This window comes from Vibrio mangrovi (genome assembly GCF_024346955.1).
Taxonomy (GTDB): domain Bacteria; phylum Pseudomonadota; class Gammaproteobacteria; order Enterobacterales; family Vibrionaceae; genus Vibrio; species Vibrio mangrovi.
This window is the reverse complement of sequence record NZ_AP024883.1, coordinates 2566656-2588755: the sequence shown is the minus strand read 5'-3', so window position 1 is coordinate 2588755 and position 22100 is coordinate 2566656. Positions and strand designations below refer to the sequence as shown.

The 22100-nt window shown below is 46.5% G+C and carries 15 protein-coding genes; 12 read left to right on the top strand and 3 right to left on the bottom strand.

Annotated elements, in window-relative coordinates:
• Positions 1 to 183: 183 nt before the first annotated feature.
• The 12 genes from purL (at position 184) to OCU74_RS11475 (ending at position 18139) form a co-directional block, all read left to right on the top strand.
• Positions 184 to 4080 (top strand): phosphoribosylformylglycinamidine synthase, encoded by a 3897-nt coding sequence (purL, locus tag OCU74_RS11530; protein WP_087479865.1) that lies wholly within the window; start codon positions 184 to 186, stop codon positions 4078 to 4080.
• Positions 4081 to 4601: 521 nt separating this feature from the next.
• A complete protein-coding gene (ald, locus tag OCU74_RS11525) occupies positions 4602 to 5720 on the top strand; it encodes an alanine dehydrogenase (RefSeq protein WP_087479864.1) in 1119 nt (372 codons plus the stop codon).
• A 252-nt stretch (positions 5721 to 5972) separates the two neighbouring features.
• Positions 5973 to 6152, top strand: coding sequence for a hypothetical protein (locus OCU74_RS11520; RefSeq protein WP_087479863.1), 180 nt, complete (start codon positions 5973 to 5975; stop codon positions 6150 to 6152).
• A 139-nt stretch (positions 6153 to 6291) separates the two neighbouring features.
• A complete protein-coding gene (gene katG / locus OCU74_RS11515) occupies positions 6292 to 8499 on the top strand; it encodes a catalase/peroxidase HPI (RefSeq protein WP_087479862.1) in 2208 nt (735 codons plus the stop codon).
• A 170-nt stretch (positions 8500 to 8669) separates the two neighbouring features.
• Positions 8670 to 9638 (top strand): ribonuclease Z, encoded by a 969-nt coding sequence (locus OCU74_RS11510; protein ID WP_234993537.1) that lies wholly within the window; start codon positions 8670 to 8672, stop codon positions 9636 to 9638.
• A 116-nt stretch (positions 9639 to 9754) separates the two neighbouring features.
• Positions 9755 to 10120 (top strand): SpoIIAA family protein, encoded by a 366-nt coding sequence (locus OCU74_RS11505; protein ID WP_087479861.1) that lies wholly within the window; start codon positions 9755 to 9757, stop codon positions 10118 to 10120.
• 408 nt (positions 10121 to 10528) lie between these two features.
• Positions 10529 to 12436 carry a methyl-accepting chemotaxis protein gene (locus tag OCU74_RS11500; protein ID WP_087479860.1) on the top strand — a complete coding sequence of 636 codons (1908 nt, stop codon included), beginning with the start codon at positions 10529 to 10531 and terminating at the stop codon, positions 12434 to 12436.
• Between the two features lie 265 nt (positions 12437 to 12701).
• Positions 12702 to 14825 (top strand): glycosyl hydrolase family 28 protein, encoded by a 2124-nt coding sequence (locus OCU74_RS11495; protein WP_087479859.1) that lies wholly within the window; start codon positions 12702 to 12704, stop codon positions 14823 to 14825.
• A gap of 139 nt (positions 14826 to 14964) precedes the next feature.
• A complete protein-coding gene (locus tag OCU74_RS11490) occupies positions 14965 to 15318 on the top strand; it encodes a hypothetical protein (RefSeq protein WP_087480128.1) in 354 nt (117 codons plus the stop codon).
• 178 nt (positions 15319 to 15496) lie between these two features.
• Positions 15497 to 17062, top strand: coding sequence for a carboxylesterase/lipase family protein (locus tag OCU74_RS11485; protein WP_087479858.1), 1566 nt, complete (start codon positions 15497 to 15499; stop codon positions 17060 to 17062).
• 424 nt (positions 17063 to 17486) lie between these two features.
• Positions 17487 to 17699 (top strand): transcription antiterminator/RNA stability regulator CspE, encoded by a 213-nt coding sequence (cspE, locus tag OCU74_RS11480; protein ID WP_087479857.1) that lies wholly within the window; start codon positions 17487 to 17489, stop codon positions 17697 to 17699.
• 299 nt (positions 17700 to 17998) lie between these two features.
• Positions 17999 to 18139 carry an adenosine deaminase gene (locus OCU74_RS11475; RefSeq protein ID WP_234993536.1) on the top strand — a complete coding sequence of 47 codons (141 nt, stop codon included), beginning with the start codon at positions 17999 to 18001 and terminating at the stop codon, positions 18137 to 18139.
• 99 nt (positions 18140 to 18238) lie between these two features.
• On the opposite strand, the gene OCU74_RS11470 is transcribed toward OCU74_RS11475, so the two are convergent.
• From OCU74_RS11470 to OCU74_RS11460, 3 genes are all read right to left on the bottom strand, one after another.
• Complete coding sequence (locus OCU74_RS11470) at positions 18239 to 21421, bottom strand: HD domain-containing phosphohydrolase (protein WP_159457388.1); 3183 nt, start codon at positions 21419 to 21421, stop codon at positions 18239 to 18241.
• A gap of 212 nt (positions 21422 to 21633) precedes the next feature.
• Positions 21634 to 21825: a DUF4250 domain-containing protein gene (locus OCU74_RS11465; RefSeq protein ID WP_087479855.1), complete on the bottom strand. Its 192-nt coding sequence runs from the start codon at positions 21823 to 21825 to the stop codon at positions 21634 to 21636.
• On the bottom strand, positions 21825 to 22031 hold the full coding sequence (locus OCU74_RS11460) for a YaeP family protein (RefSeq protein ID WP_087479854.1): 207 nt from the start codon (positions 22029 to 22031) through the stop codon (positions 21825 to 21827). Before OCU74_RS11460 ends, OCU74_RS11465 begins: the two co-directional genes overlap by 1 nt.
• Positions 22032 to 22100: the final 69 nt, after the last annotated feature.

The window sequence follows — 22100 nt, the reverse complement described above, 5'->3', positions numbered from 1 at the left end:
ATTTCAAAATTCATGAAAAAAATGACGCAAACGGTTGCGTTTGGTGTTACATCACAAAAATAATTCATTTATAATGCGCCCGCACAACAGAGGTAAAATTGGTATAAATTAAAGCGGTTTTAGTTTAATTGTTTGAATTTATTCCAATATTACCTTAATTAACAGCAACAGAGACCTAAGCACATGAGAATTTTCCGTGGCTCCCCAGCGCTTTCTGAATTTCGGGTGAACAAACTCCTTGAACGATGCCGTGAGCAAAGTTTACCAGTGACCGGCATTTACGCAGAATTTATGCACTTTGCTGACCTGACCGCCGATTTGGATCATCAGGAAGTCGAGAAGCTAGAAAAACTGCTGACCTATGGCCCGACAATTGAAGAGCATCAGCCGGAAGGTTTGTTGTTGCTGGTTACTCCGCGTCCGGGAACCATTTCACCATGGTCATCGAAATCGACCGATATCGCACACAATTGCGGTCTGGAAAAAGTGAAACGCCTTGAGCGGGGAACTGCCTACTATATTGAATCTTCTGTGGCACTGACGGATGCTCAGCACGCGGTATTGCAGGGATTACTCCATGACCGGATGATGGAAAGTGTCTTTGCTGATGTTGAATCAGTCGCTCAACTGTTTCAGAGTGCAACTCCGGCACCGATGACTGCCGTTGATGTACTTGCCGGTGGCCGTAAAGCACTGGAAGAGGCAAATGTATCTCTGGGGCTGGCTCTGGCCGAAGATGAGATTGATTATCTGGTTGAGAATTTCACCCGACTAGGCCGTAATCCGAACGATATTGAGCTGATGATGTTTGCACAGGCGAACTCTGAGCACTGTCGTCACAAGATTTTCAACGCTGACTGGACAATTGATGGTGTTCAACAGGAAAAATCCCTGTTTAAGATGATCAAGAACACCTATGAAACTACACCGGATTATGTTTTGTCGGCCTATAAAGACAATGCCGCAGTTATGACCGGTTCTCCAGTCGGCCGCTTCTTCCCGGATCCGAAAACGCGCCAGTACAACTATCACACCGAGAATGCACATATCCTGATGAAGGTGGAAACCCACAACCACCCGACTGCGATTTCTCCATGGCCGGGCGCTTCAACTGGTAGTGGCGGTGAAATTCGTGATGAAGGCGCTACCGGGATTGGCGGTAAGCCAAAAGCAGGTCTGGTTGGATTCACGGTTTCTAACCTGCGTATTCCTCATTTCGAGCAACCCTGGGAAACCGACTTCGGTAAGCCGGGACGTATTGTGAATGCGCTGGATATTATGATTGAAGGGCCTCTGGGTGGTGCTGCATTTAACAACGAATTTGGTCGTCCGAATCTGTTGGGGTATTTCCGTACCTACGAAGAGAAAGTGACTTCTCATGCCGGTGAAGAAATCCGTGGTTATCATAAACCGATTATGATTGCCGGCGGGATGGGGAATATTCGCGAAGAGCACATTCAGAAGAAAGAAATTCCGGTAGGTGCGAGCCTGATTGTTCTGGGTGGTCCGGCAATGAATATCGGCCTGGGCGGCGGCGCTGCTTCTTCTATGGCCTCCGGTCAGTCTGCCGAAGATCTGGATTTTGCATCTGTACAGCGTGAAAACCCTGAAATGGAACGCCGTTGTCAGGAAGTGATTGACCGTTGCTGGCAACTGGGAGAAGACAACCCGATTGCGTTTATCCATGATGTCGGTGCCGGTGGTATTTCGAATGCTCTGCCTGAACTGGTTAACGATGGTGAACGTGGCGGTAAATTCCAGCTGCGGGATGTTCCGAACGATGAACCGGGAATGAGTCCGCTGGAGATCTGGTGTAATGAATCTCAGGAGCGTTATGTTCTGGCTGTCGCGCCTGAGCATATGGAAGCTTTTGATGCGATTTGCCGCCGTGAACGAGCCCCTTATGCTGTTGTCGGTGTGGCAACCGAAGAACGTCATCTGACGTTGGAAGATTCCCATTTCGACAATACCCCAATCGATATGCCGATGGACATTCTGTTGGGTAAACCGCCGAAGATGCATCGTGAAGCCACGACACTGAAAGCACAGAGTCCGGCACTGGATCGCAGTGGTATTGAGTTAAACGAAGCTGTTGATCGGGTGCTTCGTTTGCCAGCCGTAGCTGAAAAAACCTTCCTGATTACCATCGGGGATCGCTCCGTAACCGGTATGGTTGCCCGCGACCAGATGGTTGGTCCATGGCAGATTCCTGTTGCTAACTGTGCCGTGACTACGGCTAGTTTCGACACCTATTGTGGTGAAGCGATGTCGATGGGCGAGCGTACTCCGGTGGCTCTGCTTGATTTTGCAGCATCAGCCCGTCTGGCTGTTGCTGAGTCTCTGACTAATATTGCAGCAACAGATATCGGAGACCTGAAACACATTAAACTGTCAGCCAACTGGATGTCTCCGGCAGGTCACCCGGGCGAAGATGCCGGGTTGTATGAAGCGGTTAAAGCGGTCGGTGAAGAGTTGTGTCCTGCGCTGGGGCTGACAATTCCGGTTGGTAAAGACTCAATGTCGATGAAAACCAAGTGGAATGAGGAAAACGGTGAGCAGAAAGAAGTGACTTCTCCGTTGTCGCTGATTATTACCGCATTTGCCCGGGTTGATGATGTTCGCAAGACTGTGACGCCGCAATTGCGCACGGACTTGGGCGACACTCGTCTGATTGCGATTGATTTGGGGAATGGAAAGAACCGTCTTGGTGCAACCGCACTGGCTCAGGTCTACAAACAGTTGGGTGATCAACCGGCTGATGTCGATGACGCTGCGCAACTGAAAGGCTTTTTTGAAGCGATTCAGACATTGGTTCGTACCAACAAATTGTTGGCTTACCATGATAAAGGAGACGGTGGTCTGTTTGTCACACTGGCTGAAATGGCTTTTGCCGGCCACTGTGGTGTGAATGTTGATATTGCCGCTTTGGGCAGTGATTCGTTGGCCGCACTTTTCAACGAAGAACTGGGTGCAGTGGTTCAGGTTCGCGAGCAGGATGTGGATGCTGTACTTGAAACTCTTGCTGGGCAAGGTCTGCAAGCTTGTTCTCATGTGATTGGTTCTGTAGAAGCTTCCGATCGCTTTGTTGTGACTCATAATGAAGAAATATTGCTGGCGCGTTCCCGGACAGAATTACGGACAATCTGGGCAGAAACAACCTATCAGATGCAGGCACTGCGTGATAACCCTGCGTGTGCTCAGCAAGAGTTTGAAGCGAAGAAGAACGATGCTGATCCGGGGCTGAATGTTAGTCTGAGCTATGATATTCATGAAGATGTTGCAGCGCCGTTTATCAGTACTGGTGTCAGACCTAAAATGGCGGTTCTGCGTGAGCAGGGCGTGAACTCTCATGTTGAGATGGCTGCTGCCTTTGACCGCGCTGGTTTTGAGTCTATCGATATTCACATGAGCGATATTCTGTCCGGCAATGTTGCATTAGATCAGTATCAGGGTCTGGTTGCCTGTGGCGGTTTCTCTTACGGAGATGTTCTGGGTGCCGGAGAAGGTTGGGCAAAATCAATTCTGTTTAATGCTCAGGCAAGAGATATGTTTGCAGGTTTCTTCAATCGTCAGGATACTTTTGCTCTCGGGGTTTGTAACGGATGTCAGATGTTGTCTAACCTGAGAGAGCTGATCCCGGGTGCAGATTTGTGGCCGCGTTTTGTCCGGAACGAATCGGAGCGTTTCGAAGCCCGTTTCAGTCTGGTTGAAGTTCAGCCGTCGGATTCGGTCTTCTTTAATGGCATGGCTGGTTCACGCATGCCGATTGCCGTTTCTCATGGTGAAGGGCGGGTTGAAGTTCGTGATGCAGCTCATCTGGAAGCGCTTGAGAAATCCGGAACGGTTGCGATTCGTTATGTGGATAATCTGGGGCAGCCAACGCAACAGTATCCAAACAACCCGAATGGTTCACCAAATGCAATTACCGGTCTGACAACCACTGACGGACGTGTCACGATTATGATGCCACACCCGGAGCGGGTATTCCGGACTGTTGTGAACTCATGGCATCCTGATTCGTGGGGTGAAAACGGCGCCTGGATGCGGATGTTCCAGAATGCACGGAAGAACCTTGGCTAACAGCTAGCTGAGTGCAGAGAACGTTTTAAGACGTGTTTATATCAATCCCCTGTCACCAGACAGGGGATTTTTTTGTCCTCATGGTTCTATCAATATCTTCACGCACATGCCGTCGTATTTGACTGATGGTCAAACATTCAGATGACCAGGATGACTGGCATAAGTCCAGTTATTCCAAGAAGTAACAGTGTGTTTTCTGTCACAAAGTACAGTTTATATATGATGAAATACCACAAAATTATGAGAGATCAGACGGTATCGGCGATGTGTCCTTAAATCATCAACCGGTTGATTGTGAAAATTGCCCTCACTTTTTTTTGCATGTTATCTGACCATATCAGCCATACAACTAAAACAATTTGAAATAATAATTTGTGTTTATGGCTTGAAGTTGGTTTATTCATCTGCTTGTGATGTTAATCACTGGTTTTCACTGCTTTATTTTTGTTGATCTGTCAGTTTAATTCACTGTATCGTTTGCGGGTTCTTACCACACACTGTTGTTTGCAGAGGATAGCGATATGTTTATTGGTGTACCAAAAGAAATTAAGAACCATGAGTACCGTGTTGGAATGACGCCAGCCAGTGTTAAAGAGCTGACGAAAAGAGGCCATCGTGTTTTAGTTGAAACATTAGCCGGTGCCGGTATCGGATTTTCTGATCAGGATTATATTGATGCCGGAGCAAATATCAGTCCGAATGCAGCGACGGTTTTCGCCGAGAGCGAAATGATTGTTAAAGTAAAAGAGCCTCAGGCGAGTGAGCGGGCAATGCTGCGGGAAGACCAGATTCTGTTTACTTATCTTCACCTGGCTCCGGATGCTCCTCAGACCGAAGATCTGATCAAGAGCAAAGCAGTATGTATTGCCTACGAAACCGTTACCAGTGCTAACCGGACGCTTCCTTTGTTAGCACCGATGTCAGAAGTAGCAGGCCGTATGTCTATTCAGGCAGCCATGACCTCGCTGGAAAAAGCTCACGCAGGTCGCGGATTGCTACTGGGTGGTGTTCCGGGCGTAGAACCAGCTAAAGTTACCATTATCGGTGCTGGTGTTGTCGGCCGGAATGCAGCTCAGATGGCTGCAGGACTGGGTGCTGAAGTTGTGATTATTGATAAAAACATTGATGCTCTGCGTGAAGTCGATGCGATCTATCAGGGCAAAATCACCACGGTTTACTCGACAGCTGATTCAATTGAGAAGCATGTACTTTCTGCTGATGCTGTTATTGGTTCTGTGCTGCTGCCTGGCGCAGAAGCACCAAAACTGATTACTGCTGAAATGGTGAAAAACATGAAACCCGGAGCGGTGATTGTCGACGTTGCTATCGATCAGGGTGGATGTGCCGAAACCTCTAAAGCGACAACGCATCAGGAACCAACTTATATTGTGGATGAAGTTGTTCACTACTGTGTGGCGAATATGCCGGGTGGTGTTGCCCGTACATCGACAGTTGCTCTGAATAATGCGACGCTGCCATACATCGTTGCTCTTGCAGAGAAAGGTTACCGTGAAGCACTGCTTACAGATGAGCATCTGCTGAATGGACTGAATGTTTTCCATGGTCAGCTCACCAACCGCTTTGTTGCCGAGAGCCACGGACTGGATTACGTTGACGCGAGAGCCGCTCTGGCGGGTTAATCGTTACTGAATCAGCTGTTCTGCTGATGAGATGAGAATAAGCGGTTCATTGTGAACCGCTTATTTTTTTATCTGTTCTCTGCAATATCATACCAATTCGCTCATATTTCCACTTCATTTGAGAGATTTCATATCTCTGGCCGCAGAATAGATTTCCCCTATAGAATGAATAGGTCGAAACCATTATCACTTTCACTGGTCTATTTTTATACTGAAACTCAGTTAAGATGATTGTAAAAGAAGGGGTTTCTTATGTCTGAGCCGTTGCGTGAAAAGATAACCAGTGTCGAAAATAAGGTTTCGGTTGAAGTGAGTTCCGGCTATGAAGCTGAAAGCTGTCACTCCTTTTTATGTCATCAGTACCAGTTGATTGAGTCTCTTGCCAGTGAAGGAACTCAGTCTTATTCATTCTGGAATGTTTTCTTCTTTTAATTTTAAACAATATTAGACATTTCCAGTGGAACGTTTCGGATGATTTAATAACTTATAGGTTTGTTAATGACGAAAGCGTCCCATTTCCCCATGATTGAGAAGTAAATGAAGCATAATGCTGTGAAGCAGGAGACAGACAATGGAACAGAATAAAATGTCAGGAAAATGTCCCGTCATGCATGGTAGTCATACCCGCACCGGAGGGAAAGGAACCAAGAACGTAGATTGGTGGCCGAATCAGCTCAACCTGAAAATTCTTCATCAGAATGATAAAAAGTCGAACCCGCTGGGGGAAGATTTTGATTATGCCGCAGCTTTCAGCGCGCTGGATCTGAAAGCAGTCAAGCAGGATATTGAAGCGGTACTGACTGATTCAAAAGAGTGGTGGCCGGCAGACTACGGGCATTACGGACCTTTGATGATTCGTATGGCATGGCACTCCGCCGGGACTTATCGTACCGGTGATGGCCGTGGCGGAGCCTCCACAGGAACACAGCGATTTGCACCACTGAACAGCTGGCCGGATAATGCCAACCTTGATAAAGCCCGCCGCCTGTTGTGGCCGGTGAAGCAGAAATACGGCAATAGTCTCTCCTGGGCCGATTTGTTTATTCTGGCCGGTAATGTGGCACTGGAATCCATGGGGCTACAGACTTTTGGTTTCGGCGGCGGCCGGAAAGATATCTGGGAACCGGAAGAAGATATTTACTGGGGTGCGGAAGATGAGTGGCTCGGTAATGAAAACCGCTATACCGGAGAGCGGGATCTGGAAAATCCACTGGCAGCGGTGCAGATGGGATTGATCTATGTGAATCCGGAAGGACCGAATGGTCAGTCTGATCCGTTGGCTTCAGGGCGTGACATTCGTGAAACTTTCGCCCGGATGGCAATGGATGACTATGAGACAGTTGCACTGACTGCTGGCGGGCATACTTTCGGTAAAACCCACGGTGCCGGTGATGCAGCTTTGGTCGGCCCTGATCCGGAAGCTGCTGCTCTTGAAGAGATGGGACTGGGTTGGATCAGCTCATATGGCAGCGGTAAAGGACGCGATACGATTACCAGTGGTCTTGAAGGTGCGTGGACGCCGACACCGACACAGTGGGATAACAGCTACTTTGATGTGTTGTTCGGCTATGACTGGAAACTGGTTAAGAGTCCGGCAGGAGCGACTCAATGGGTGCCTGTGGATTTAGCTGATAAAGACAAAGCGCCGGATGCGGAAGATAGTTCGGTGAAAGTCGGAATCATGATGACTGATGCGGATATGGCGATGCGTGAAGATCCGATTTACCGGAAAATATCCGAGCATTTCCATCAGAATCCGGATGAATTTGCCGATGCGTTCGCCCGGGCATGGTTTAAACTGACTCACCGGGATATGGGACCGAAAGTACGCTATCTCGGCCCTGAAGTCCCTCAGGAAGATTTGATCTGGCAAGATCCGCTACCGGCTGTTGATCATGGTTTGGTCGATGACCATGATGTTGCTGCGCTGAAGAGTGAAATTCTTGCTTCAGGTTTGACGGTTTCCGAGCTGGTTTATACCGCATGGTCTTCAGCGGCAACTTTCCGGGGATCGGACAGCCGTGGTGGAGCTAACGGTGCCCGGATTCGTCTGGCTCCGCAGAAAGACTGGGAAGTCAACCAGCCTGAGCAGTTACAGAAAGTATTACGTGTACTGGAAGCAATACAGCAGAAGTTCAATGCAGCCCAAACCGGGAATAAGAAAATCTCTCTGGCTGATTTGATTGTGCTGAGTGGTTCGGCGGCTATCGAACAGGCTGCCCGTCAGGCCGGTCACGCGATTACCGTACCATTTACTGCGGGACGGACTGATGCGACCGATGAGCAGACCGATGCCGAATCATTTGCGGTTCTGGAGCCGGTTGCCGATGGTTTCCGTAACTATATGAAGCGTGCTTATACGGTTTCGGCAGAAGAGTTATTGCTTGACCGGGCTCAGTTGCTGACGTTAACCGCGCCGGAAATGACTGTACTAATTGGTGGTATGCGGGCACTGAATGCCAACTTTGAGCAATCACAGCATGGTGTGCTGACGAAAACTCCGGGTGTACTGACCAACGATTTCTTTATCAACCTGCTGGATATGGAAACCGAGTGGAAACCGACTTCTGAAGCAGCCGAAACGTTTGAAGGACGTGACCGTCAGAGCGGTGCTGTCAAATGGACTGCTTCCAGAGTTGATTTGGTGTTTGGCTCCAACTCACAGTTACGTGCATTGTCTGAAGTCTATGCCGGAAGTGATGCCGGAGACAAATTTGTCGGTGACTTTGTGAAAGCATGGGTCAAAGTCATGCAGGCCGATCGTTTTGATTTGAAGTAATTTGAATCTTGTGTAAGCCATATAGAATCCCTTGTCCGGTGACAGGGGATTTTTCTTTTCTATCCCTAAACTACTTTTTGTGAAGATGGTGAGCGTTTATCCGGGCATATATCCGGGTGGACTCTGCATCTTGAGATACAATCAAAGATAAGCAAGTAAGTGAGTGGTAAATGATGGATATCTTATTTCTCGGAACCTCGGCCGGGTTACCGACCAAAGCACGGAATGTGACGGCGACTGCACTACTGGAAGCTCAGGGGAAAGGCTGGTACTTAATTGACTGTGGGGAAGGAACACAACACCAACTGTTGCACACCAGTCTGTCGGAACATGCTTTACGTGGTATTTTTATCACTCATGTGCATGGTGATCATTGCTATGGTCTGCCGGGTTTGCTGTCCAGTGCCGGGATGAAAGGACGGACTGAGCCGCTCACGATTGTTGCTCCGCGTGGAATTCAGGCATGGATTGAAGCTGCCATTATGCATACTCAGTTTTTTCTGCCCTATGAGCTGAAATTTGTCGCGGTAGAAGATTTTGCCGGTGATACTTTCGGTGAGTTTTCGGTCCAGACGGTCTCGTTGTCCCATCGGGTTCCTTCTTATGCTTATGTGTTTGTCAGCCAGCATATTGAACATAAGTTACAGGTTGAAAAACTTCTGGCGGCCGGAGTTCCTAAAGGACCACTCTGGGGACAGTTACAATCGGGTCACGATGTCGTCTATCAGGGAACTTCATTTTGCTACACTGACTTTGTGACTTCACATCAACGCCAGTTCAAAGCCATCATCTGCGGAGATAATGACACGCCTGAGCTGCTTGACGAGGCCGGAAAAGATTGTGATGTACTGGTACATGAAGCAACGTATACGGAAGAGATCGGTTTACTGAAAGCCCATTACGGACACAGTTATGCCGCTCAGGTTGCCCGTTTTGCCGAATCTGCCAATATTCCCAATTTATTACTGACCCATATCAGTTCTCGCTATCAGGACGATATCACACACTCTCCATCGATTGCGGACATTCTCTCGGAAGCTCAGAGTGTCTACTCCGGCCATGTTTCCGTGGTGAGGGATTTTGAGCGCTACCGACTGGATCATTCCGGGGTTGTGACACTTGTTCCTGCTGATCACTGAACGGTTTAATCCGAAAGTCGGATGATCCGATGATTATGGTGTCCGGAGGCTTGATAGGTTTGTCAGTACGGCCCATACTCAATAGAGAGCACATCGCTGAACCGGAGGATACTGATATGTTGAAAGTGACACGACATGGCATCAATCGTCTGGATCTTGAACTGAGCGGTAAAATTGACGCAGACAATATGCGGACGGCGATTGATACTTTAATCAGCCAGGCTGAAGGGATCGAAAAGGGCCAGATGTTGTATGACGTTGTGGAATTTCATATCCCATCATTTGAAGCCATTGCGATTAAGATTGCTCATTTCCCGACACTGTTCCGTTTTATGCGACAGTTCAGCAAGGTCGCGCTGCTGACCGATAAAAACTGGTTACAAAAAGCCGGTGAGTTTGAAGGTCATCTGTTTCCGGGAATGGAAATCAAAGCATTTCACCGGGACCAGCGTGATGCAGCTGAAGCATGGTTATCTGAGTAGTCGTTCAGTTGCATTGTTATCGTTATGTTGAGATTGTCCGGATCCAGATACTGGCCTGAATCCGGACGTTTTATCGGTCACGTATAAAGATAAATCAATATTTCACTACGACTACCGTTGGTTACTTTCACGTATTTTCTCCCATAACTGACCTATCTTTCCCGCTTGTTTGCTGTTGTTTCCCGACTCATCGTACCTGAAACTTATTTTTCACATTTAACTGATTGATGAAAACAATGAGTAAGTTGTTGTATGTGCAATAAATTGTGGTACCATTTCTCACTTATGAGACAAATTTACTATTGACTGCTTTTGATTTATTTGATTGGTGGATGTGTCGGGCGGACACTTTTCAGCTTAGTAGCATTCACTTTTGTATGTTTGAGTAGATGTATTGTGTGGGTACTTATGAAACAACTTGGATTAAAAAAACTGCTGATTTTATCCGTTATGTTGCTGGTCGGGATGTCTGTATCAATCACCAGTTATGTGCTCTATTCTCAGGAAGAGAAGGCACTGACAAAAAGTGTTTTTGATACGAGTGAGAATTACGTTGCATCGAAAGCTACTGTGATTGAGACGATTCTGGAAGAAAAAATCGACGGGATTCATCAACTGTCCCGAAGATACCAGCGACAGGGGCTGAAAAAATCCGAAGATGAAGTTATTGAACTGGTCCAGTCTCTGGCTGATGCGATGAACCTGAAAAGTTTTGTGATTGGTCTGGAAGACGGTCGGGCTTACTGGAGTATGGAGGATTCAGCCTGGCCAAATCACCGGCTGGCAGGAGACGTGAGAGATATTTCCTGGTATCAGCAGGGACGGGCAGCCGATGGCGTTGTCGTTACTGCTCCTTATCTGGGGTCATCCGGAAAAACGTATTGGATCAGTATTCTGGAAAAGATAGAAGGTGGAGTTTTTTCTGCGGATCTGGATCTGGCTTTTTTGAATCAAATCGTGAAAGAATCAAATGAACTTCCGGGCGCTGTGGCTCTGATTCTCGATCAGGATAGCCGTATTCTGGCAACCACCTCATCGGCATTGAAGACCGGAGAAAAGCTTAGTGGTATCGAATGGGCCCGGACTTTGGTTTCTCAGATGGTGAGTCAGGAATCCACACATGCCGATTATGTGCTCAATGGTACCGATAAGATTATGTTTTCACATCGGATCCATCTGGGTAAAAAGACTTGGTATTATATGATTGGACTGGATAAGTCGGTGGTCTTTGCCCAGTTAACTACAGCAAGAAACAGTGCGATCATTTTTTCGTTGCTGGCTTCTTTTGTCAGTGTGGTTCTGACTTATTTCCTGATTCAGGTTCTCTATCGTCCGATTCTGTCTCTGAAAGAAACGATTCAGGGGCTGGCCAGTGGTCATGGTGATTTGACCCAGCGTCTGAAAGTTGAAAGTAATGATGATCTCGGCCAGATCTCTCAAGGGGTGAATCAGTTCATTGAAAATCTGCAACATATGATGCTGGAGATCCAACAGGCTGGCTATTCCCTGCAATCGAATGTTGAACATATGCTCAGCCAGTCGGAGAGAAACAGTACGATATTGAAGAACCACGTTTCAGAAACCGAACAGGTTGTCACTGCAATTGAAGAAATGAGTTCGACAGCTGGTTCGATGGCGACAGATGCGGCCAATACGGCCAGTCTGGTGAGCCGTACCAATGAAACCAGCATGGAATCCCGCCATATTATTGATCGCTCCAAACAGACGGTTTCAGCATTGATTGAAGATGTGGAACATTCCGTCAGTGATGTGCACAACATGACGCTTGAGACTCAGAAAATTAACGAGATACTGAGTGTCATCGGTGAAATTGCAGAGCAGACGAATTTACTGGCTCTGAATGCTGCAATTGAAGCAGCACGTGCCGGAGAGCAGGGGCGGGGGTTCGCTGTGGTTGCCGATGAAGTGCGCAGTCTTGCCAGCCGGACTAAAGACAGTACGACCGAAGTCGAACAAGCTCTGAAAAGTCTGGCAAATGGCAACCATGCGGTGGTCAGCTCGATGGAACATACCCGAACCCGGTGTCAGGACACGGCCGAAGGTGCCGGTCAGGCTGCCGACAGTCTGGAAGTGATTTCCCGGCATGTGATGGAAATTAATGATCTGAGTTCTCAGATTGCGACGGCAGCTGAAGAGCAAAGCTGTGTAACTCAGGAGCTGAGCCGTAATATGTCTGCCATCAACGATATTGTGGTTGAGCTTGAGTCGATCGGGCAGCAATCGGTCAAAGACATGGGGGAAATTGCTGATATCAACCAGAACCTGACATCAATTGTCGGACGTTTTAAATTATAGCGATCTGGTGAACGATTACCTGTTCTCATCATTTTCTCAAAGCCGGTTCCCTGACCGGCTTTTATTTTCACGATAGCAATGAAGCACACTGTTGTTTAAACCCGTATCCGATGATTTCAGCCGAAACCGAATATTGAGGTTATTCAGGTACATGAAGTTACAAATTTATTCATTCGGATATGGAACGATTTTACTGTTCTATGCAACGTAAAGAATCGTAGGTTAAGTTTTTTAGTCCATCAACGCTCAGTTAAAAGGTAAAAAAATGAAACAAAAACAATGGATAAAGAAAACAGCTGCCAGTCTGGTGGCTGCATCATTATTTCTGTCTGGCTATGTCTCTGCCCATTCTGTTTCTGAACAGACGGTCTCTGCACATCCGAAAGCGGCGATATTTCCTAAGCATCTATTCTGGAAACCGGAAGTACCGACACTGGCTTATGACGATACCAGCATTGTATTGAGCTGGCATCAGCCTCTTCATCGTCGGAAGATTGTCGATTATAAGATTTATCAGAATGGTCACCTGATTGGTTTGTCGAGTGGAAACAACCTTCGCCATGCACCGGCAGCTCAATATATTCAGGCTTTCTTTGCTGAAGACACTGATGGATTTCACCAGCGGACGACCTACCTGAATTATAAAGTGACCGGCTTGTCACCGGACACTGTTTACCGTTTTGCCATAAGTGCGGTGTATGCTGATGGTTCAGAATCTTTGCACAGCGCTCCTCTGTTCGCTAAGACTGCGCCGGCTTATTCCCGGGTGGTTAATATTGCTGATTATGGTGCCGTCGGAGACGGCGTGACGGTGAATACCTCACAAATCCAGCAGGCGATTGATAGCTGTGCCGACGGGTCACAGTCAGCATACGGCTGTAAAGTCGTTATCCCGGCGGATCGGGCCGACAGCGGCGGTGCAGTTTTTGTTTCCGGAGCGCTGTTTTTGCACAGTAACATGACACTGGAAATTGAAACCGGTGCAACCTTGCAAGGTTCGACGAATGCACAGGATTATCCGTTAGAACAGGGTTATCAGCTCTACAGTTTCAAAACGAATCCGACGGATTCCCGTCGTCCGCCTTCCCTGCTGAATGCTTTAGCAGAAGAACATCGTAACGGCTCGGTTGATGAACAGATCGGGTACGATCACCGACGGAATGTTTTCCACAATATCCGGATTGTTGGTGGCGGTACTATTGACGGTAGTGGCTGGCAACGTTCGGGACAGGATACGATTGATGAAATCGGTAACAAGCTTGCCTACTATCAGCCGGGGGGACGGGAAGAAGTCTTTCACTTAGGCCGGTTGGCGAGCCAGCAGATGATGGCTGCATGGCGGGAGCAGAATGCACAGTGGCAGACGAAAGCCGACTTACTGAAACTCATTGAAAAATCCTATGGTGGTTATAACGGTCAGTTGAATAAGGACTTATATGCCAATCGTCGTTCGAGTCTGGCGACGTTCCGTGGTGTGACTAATTTCTACTTTGCCGGTCTGACACTGCGTAATCCGGCATACCATACCATTATGTTCCTGGAAGGGAAGAACTCGGTTTTTGCCTATAACACGGTACAGACTTTTGATGTCAATAATGCTGATGGTGTGGAATTCGGTAACAGTGAAAATTCTCTGATTTTCGGTAACTTCATCGATAGTGGCGATGACAGTATCAACTTTGCAGCCGGGCAGGGTGCCGATTATGACGAGAACCGGGAAGATGTGAATCCGACAGAAAATATCTGGATATTTAATAACTACATGCGGGAAGGGCATGGCGCTGTGGTTATGGGCAGCCATACCGGTGCCTGGATTCAGGATCTTCTTGCCGAGCAGAATGTGATGTTTCTGAACGATAATGGCTTGCGGATGAAGAGCACGACAGCAACCGGTGGTGGTGCCCGCAGAATTATTTTCCGTGATAACGCGATGAAAAATATCGGTACCCGGAATGCGACAGTTATTCATGGGACGAAAATTGAGAACCGGGGCGGAACCGGTTATCCGTTTGTAATGACTTTAGCTTATTCGGCTGGTGATAACGTATTTACCGATGCAGAGAAACCTGCCCAGTTTAAGGATATTTTAATCGATCATATTACTCTGGATAATCTCTCGGTAAAAACCGGTAAGTCGGTCATCCGAATTGATGGCTATGATGGTGTTGGGGTGAGTGCTTCTTATCCTGAGGTTTTCCATGAGAATATCGTATTCTCCAATCTGAAAATGAAAAATGTCATGGCAACTTCGATTGATCATCTGCGTCATGCGTTATTCTGGAATGTGTCCGTTTTCGGTGAGAATACCGATTCATTCTGGCATATCAAAAACTCAAAGCAGGTCTATTTTATCGGGGTAACGCCATCTCATGATCCGATTTATGAGTGAACCAGATGAAATGATATTAATAAAAAACCGGAGCCAGTGCTCCGGTTTTTTTATCAAATCAAATTACTTTCAAGTGCATATTTTCAGACCTGCTGATATGATGCTTAAAAAGCATAAAACACGTCAGATAAGGCTCCCAATGGACAAAGTGCAATTTTCCGTCGGTCAAATCACCTTTTTCTATCAGCTCACCCCTGAGCAACAAAAATTCGCATCATTAACCGAAACAACGACGCTGGATCTCAATGAATGGCCACAGTTTTCTGAGCAGTTTACTGATGCAATTCAATCCGCGATTCCCGACGAGCTCAAATTGCCGACGGAGAAACAGTTGAATTATGCCCGTCGGATTGCCAGTGATCTGAAAGTCGACCTGCCGGATGGTTATCAGGACAGTGCTCTGGTTTGTCTGGCATTCTTTGCTGAACATAAACCGGCTCATGATCGAATGCTGGCGATTTATAAAGGAATTAAGGGAAACTTGTTAGGCTGAAGCAGAGAGTTAGTCTCATTGATGTATCAATGGTAGTTGTTGAATTCAGCATATTTATTTTTTAAGTGAAATCAGTGAGATTTGATTCACCCTACGGGATTCAGATCAAAAGTGTTGATGGTCTGGCATGCGATGATGATGCTCACTTTCTGAATAATTTCAAGATAAAGGAGTTTCTATGCCAGGCATGATGAAACGGTATGCCGTCATGGTGATGTGTGTGCTCTTCTCTAAATTTGCGATCGGTGCACCGGTCAAAGCCCCAGCCGGGACCTTTAATGGCAAAGTTTTCCCGGATATGATTCAGTATCGCGGCATTCCTTTCGCCAAGCCTCCCGTGGGTCAGCTACGCTGGAAAGCGCCGCAAAAAGCCGACTATGTTGAGAATTTCGACGCAACTGAATTCGGGGCAAAATGTGCCCAGCCAACCTCTTTGTTCTCCACAGATACCTCGAAAATTGTCGGCAGTGAAGACTGTCTTTATCTGAATGTTTATAAACCGAATGATGACCATAAAAATCTTCCGGTTATGGTCTGGATTCATGGTGGCGGTCATATTACCGGCTTCGGGAATCAGTTTGATCCCAGCCAGTTAACCATTAAACACAATCTGGTTTCTGTTACTTTCAACTATCGCTTAGGACCTCTTGGATATTTATCCCACCCTGCATTTGGTGGTGATTCCGGCAACTTCGGTCTGCTCGATCAGCAACTGGCGTTAAAATGGGTAAAAGAGAATATTCAGGCTTTTGGCGGAGACCCTGACAATATCACCATTTTTGGTGAGTCAGCCGGTGGTGCATCGACAGGTATGCAAATTATCACGCCAAGTTCTGCCAATCTGTTCAATAAAGCGATTCTGCAAAGCGGCCCGTTTGTGAACGACCATTTTATTATTTCACGTACCGAAGCGGATCAACATGGTGAAAAATATGCGGCTAATCTGGGATGTACGATGCAGGATAAATCGTTACTGAATTGTCTGCAAAAGGTGCCGGTACTGAAAGCTGTAGTCACCAGTGGTGTGGATGAAAAAGCATCCGCGACTGAATGGGGACCAGTTTACGGTACAGCGATTGTACCGAAGAAAGCCCGGGATGCTTTTGCATCGAATGAATTTAACCATGTCGCAATCATTAATGGTACGAATTCGGATGAAGGTAATCTATTTGCGTATTTCATGGCGTTGGCTCACCGACTGGAAACCTATGACGATGCCAAACGAAATACCATGTTGCAGATCGGGGAGGAAAATATTGATGCGGTGATGAAAGCCTATCCTAAAGAGGATTATGCAACACCGGCAAAACAATATGCTCAGATGATGACCGACTATATGTTTGCCTGCCCTGCTTATGAAGCGAATCGTGCGTTGGGCAAAAAAGTGGATGTTTATGCTTACGAGTTTAGCGATCAGAATGCTCCTGTGGTTCTGAAACCATTACCTGCCGTGGGCGACTTTGGTGCCTATCATGCGTCAGATATTGTTTATGTGTTCCAGACTCAGTTTGATCTTGCCGGTCCGCAGGATTTGTCTCCGGCACAGATGGTATTGTCGGATAAAATCCAGAGTTATTGGGCAAACTTTGCCAGAACCGGGACGCCGAATGCCGATGATCTCTTCAAATGGAAAAAATATGATGGTAACGATGCAAACATCATTGACCTGAATCCGGGGAAATCAGGTTACACCACTGATTTCAGTGAAAGACACAAATGTAATGTGTGGCATTCTGTCTTGTGATTATGGAGTGCTCAACTGCGCCTGTGATTTCTTCATATATAACCAGATAAATTCAGTGACTCTTTGTGTGAACAAAGAGTCACATTTTGTCGATGCTGATTGTGATTGGTCATCCTTGAACAATGCTTATCAGGCGTCATACTGAACCATTTGAATGGTTGCTTTTTCCGGATATCACTACCTGCTGGTTCTTAGCAAAAAATATTTATGGGAAAAGTGAAAATAAGTCTGGTTATTTTCCAAACAAGGTGTATAGTGCCTGACAGCTCTGACAAATGAGCTATTAGTGAAACATTAAGTAAAAGTATTTTCTCAGTTAAATTTCGATACCCGTCGTCTAGATCCTGCGATAGCTTCTCTTCATAATCCTACAATAGCTTTTGTTCATAGCATTTTTATTTTTTCAATTTATGTAGAGGTTTCTATGTCTAATAAAATGACTGGTTTAGTTAAGTGGTTTAACGAAACAAAAGGCTTTGGTTTCATTACTCAGGATAACGGTGGCGCTGACGTATTTGTTCACTTTAATTCTATCGTATCTGATGGTTTTAAAACCCTTGCTGAAGGACAGAAAGTCAGCTTTGAAGTTGAGCAGGGTAAAAAAGGTCCTCAGGCTTCAAACGTTGTCGCTATCTAAGAATTCTCTGGTGTGGTGGATTTCCATCACACCATTTTTCTTATCTTTCCTCCTCACCTACAATTCATGACAAACACCATTCAGGAATATCATGCCCCGAAGAACTTCCCGCCAGCGATATTGGTATCATATATTGCGTGACAACGCATCTCAGAGAAATCAGCGTATTGCCAGGAAACAACCAGAATAGATTCTTACTGTATAGGAATATTTAATAATAACCGACGGAAGTATATCTGTTCATTGTAATTTTCTACTGTGTCATATGGTTCCCTGAAACTAACGAAATGAGAGATAAAATGAGTAAGAAGCAAAAAAAATCACCTGAGAAAAATGAAACGCAATCAGATGAGAATAAAACTAGATCTGTTCATGAAACCAGAAAAAAAATCGAAGAAATTCTCGATAAGCGAGCATTCGACAAACAGTTCGAACTTTAATGGTTACTGCTGTTCGAGCCATCGATGTTATTTTTCAGTTCATATAGTTATCTGATTGATCTTTGATTATTTTCCCCCTGAATTAACCTCTCTTGTTTTTTATTTCCTCAAAAGATATTTTTCGATATTGACTTCATCACACTGTGCTTTATCCAGAAAGCGGGATGCATACTGTTGATAGATATTGCTGGAAAGCAGAAGCTGGAACAGATCGCTGTCGAGGTGTTGCTCCTGAGTCATTTTTGCCATGATATCGATGGCCTGTGCCAGTGTTTTTGCCTCTTTGTAAGGTCTGTCGGAAGCTGTGAGTGCTTCAAATACATCGGCAATGGCCAATATTCTGGCTTCAATTGATAACTCTTTGGCTGAAAGGCGTTTCGGATAGCCGGTGCCGTCGAGTTTTTCATGGTGTCCTCCGGCAATTTCCGGTATGCGGGCCAGTTCTTCCGGAAGAGGCAGGGCGTTTAGCATCTGGATGGTCGCAATGATGTGCTCATTGATCCGGTAGCGGTCTTCTTCAGTGAGTGTTCCTTTACGAATACTCAGGTTATAAATTTCTCCAAGATTCGACTGATGTTCAGGAATTTCCATCTGCATATCATCGGCGACTTTATCCTGTGGAGAGCGTGTCCAGGGAATAATATGCTCGGCTAAATCAGCAAGCAGGGCTTCTTGCGCCGGAACGGACTGATCGGCGATAGAGGCGACGTGCTTCGCTTCTTGTGGTGACAGACCGAGACGCTTATCCAGATGGCGTGTCCAGGTTTGCTGTGCAATTTGCCCGATACGGGCGACCTTTTCATCATCCATAAAATCAGAACCGATATTGCAATGAGCAATAAAGGCAAAATCGTCGCTTAGTTGCCGGTGGCGTTCAGAAAGAATAGCTTCTAGCGTCGGACGGGATTCTCCGGAAGCCAGACCTTGCCAGAAGGCAATTTCTGCATCTCGCCATAACACTTCAAAACGCATACGAATTTCATGAATCCGGTTATAAATCGTTTCAAGCTTACTGCCTTTATCAATGATGTATTCAGGAGTGGTGACTTTCCCGCAATCATGTAACCAGGCGGCGACCCGGAATTCCCGCCATTGCTCTTCGCCGGTGATATTGAAATTCTGAAAGGCCGGAAGTTTGCTGTTGGCTGCAGATTCTGCCAGCATCATAGCCAGTTCCGGAACTCGGGCACAGTGTCCGCCGGTGTAGGGTGACTTATCGTCAATCGCCTGAGCGATCAATTGAATGAAAGAGTCGATTAGTGCTTCCTGATGGCGTTGGTATTCTTCAATTGATACGGCCATTGATGAAATGGAGCGCGACAGGTCATTGATTTCCCGGATATGGCTGGGAACGTGTTTTACCGCTTTGAATTTTCTTTGTCTGATTTTCTGATTCTCTTCAGCAAGTTGATTCACCGGAGACACAATCATATTGGCAAAGGAAAACAGAACTGGTGTTAGCATGACGATCAGGCCCAGAGTGATTAACAGGGAATAGTTCACTTTTTCCATATATGGTGCCTGAATGACGGCTGTCGGTACCATAATTCCCACATAGCTATCAGTACTGAGCTGGGACTCGATACGGTGTACAAAAAGAGTATAAGGTTCGTCACCAATCAGGACATCATGTGCACTTGCATCCCTATGCTTACTTTTAACCGCTAAAGTGACAAAAGCCGGAGACGGAACGACACCCGAGCTAATGGCTCTTTGCATTTTGGCCTCAGCACTTCCGCCCAGCCATTTGGCTTCAATTCTATCCCGCTCAGCTGGGGTCAGAGACAAAATAGCTTTATTTAACAGAGCCTGTAGTTCCGGTTGTTCATGATGGACTAAAAAGCGGAGTTGCTGATCGAGCTGATAGGCTGTCTGGTTAAGTTCGGTGTGGAGAGTCAGTCCTTTAAGAGAGTAACGATCAATGAAATATTGTACGACCCGGTAGTTATCAAATGCGGCGTCCGCCTGATGGTCACTGACCGCTTTTAAACCGGCAAGTGTATCTTTGACTTCGAGAACTTTGATATCGGCATAGTTATTTCTGACCAGATCGACAAACGCCCATCCGGCAGGGATCGCGACTGTTTTTCCGTGGTTGAGTTGCTCAAGATCGGTGACTGGCTGATGGTCTTCGCGGGTCACCAGAACCGGCGCCAGTTTCAGATAAGGCTGGGAAAACAACCCCCATTTTTCTCGCTGGGCGGTATAAAAAACACTGTGGAGCATATCCAGTTTCTGCTGTTGAAACAGATCGACGAGTTCGGTCCAGGTGTAACCGTTACTGTACTCGATGGTTAATCCCAGTTTTCTGGCGAGCAGGTTCAGCAGATCAATTGAATATCCCTGAGGTTGCCCGCTGTAGGAGAAATCAAACGGCGGCCAGTTTTCTTCATTTGAAACCCTGATGGTGCCTAAACCGTCAAGATATTGCTGTTCCTGCGTCGTGAGCGGGAGTCTGGTGACTGATGAAAGATCATCGTGCCTATTCATCGCAAACGAATGGGCGTAAATCTTACCGCTTCGATCAAAGAGTAATGTATTACTTTTTTCCAGCAGGCGGTTCTGATGTAAATAGGCGGATAAAGTGGCGAGTGAAATATCGACCGCGATGACATTATTGCTGTCCGGGATCCGTTTAGCGTATGTGGTTCCCGGCGCCTGAGTGTTATGAAAAATGTAGGGTTCGGTTTTGATCAGTGTGTTATTTTTCATGGCGTCTCTGTACCAGGGACGAACATTGGCATAATAACGGCTGGGCTCACTGCGTTGATGAGTCAGTCTGAATTGATCGTTGAGATATTTAAATTCGCGTTGGCGACCGGATGGCGTGTCATAAATATGAACAATTAACCAGCGATCGCTTGCGGTTGCCTGAAGCGTTTCTCTCAGGTTTTCACTACTGTCCAGATTAATCAGTTCGTAGAAATTACCGTTTTGATAGCCGATATAAATCGCATAAAGGTAAGGTTTCTGGCGCATGGCCTGTGCCATCACATTGGTGATTGGGCGTTGTGTTCCACCGGTATCCTTATCCGAAATACCAGGATATTGAGAAAGCAGCAATGCCAGATCTCCGCTTTCAACATCGAGTGAATTGATTTTCTCACTGATACGTTGTGCGGTACTACTGAAGAGTATATGAGAGGATTCCTGAGCCAGATGGCGGCTGAAGTAGTATTGCAGCGATAAAGCAACTGCAATAATCAGAGATGACAGGACAATGAACAGAGACATTACCGTCATTTTAATACTGAATCTTGATAATTTTATTTTTTCGGACATGAACATAAGTAACCTTCCGGGGCCGGGCAGGGTTAGCAAAGTTTCAGTTAGGCTAAGGCATCGGCACATTCACAACATATGTGTCGGGAAGCTTAAGTCATTCTCATATAACAATAAGATGTATTGGGTGAATTGCAAGAAAGCAGCAGAGTGAAAGTGTTGGTGGCTTGGCGGTGGAAAGGGCAATGATGATGCCCTTTTCCGTCACGGGTTTACCGAAACTGACCGACTTCAGGCAGGAACTCGAATCCGGCCGAGGCGAGGCGGGCGATTAGTGCATCTTTATCCAGATCGTAATAAGACGCAAGCTGGTCCAGATCTCCGGCAAAATCATCCCGCAATTTGGTGTTGACCAGACTGAATAACAGGATTGGATCCATGGTGGCAAAATTGGCAAGATTCATTATTTATCCTCAAAATCTGAAATCAGCAGATTAGCTGCGGCAAAGGCGGCCTGTTCCCGAACTTCCTGAGGGAGAGACACATCAGACGCGATATTGTCGAGGGCACGCAGGGCACAGTTGATTGCCTGGGGAACATAGGCCTGATCACCACTACCGATCTGTGCGTACAGTTCCCGGACTAAATCGCAGCAATCGTATACTTTCATAATTTGTATCCTCTCAATGATTTTCCTTTGTTATACCTAAGTCATCTTGAAATGACAAAGCGAACTGAT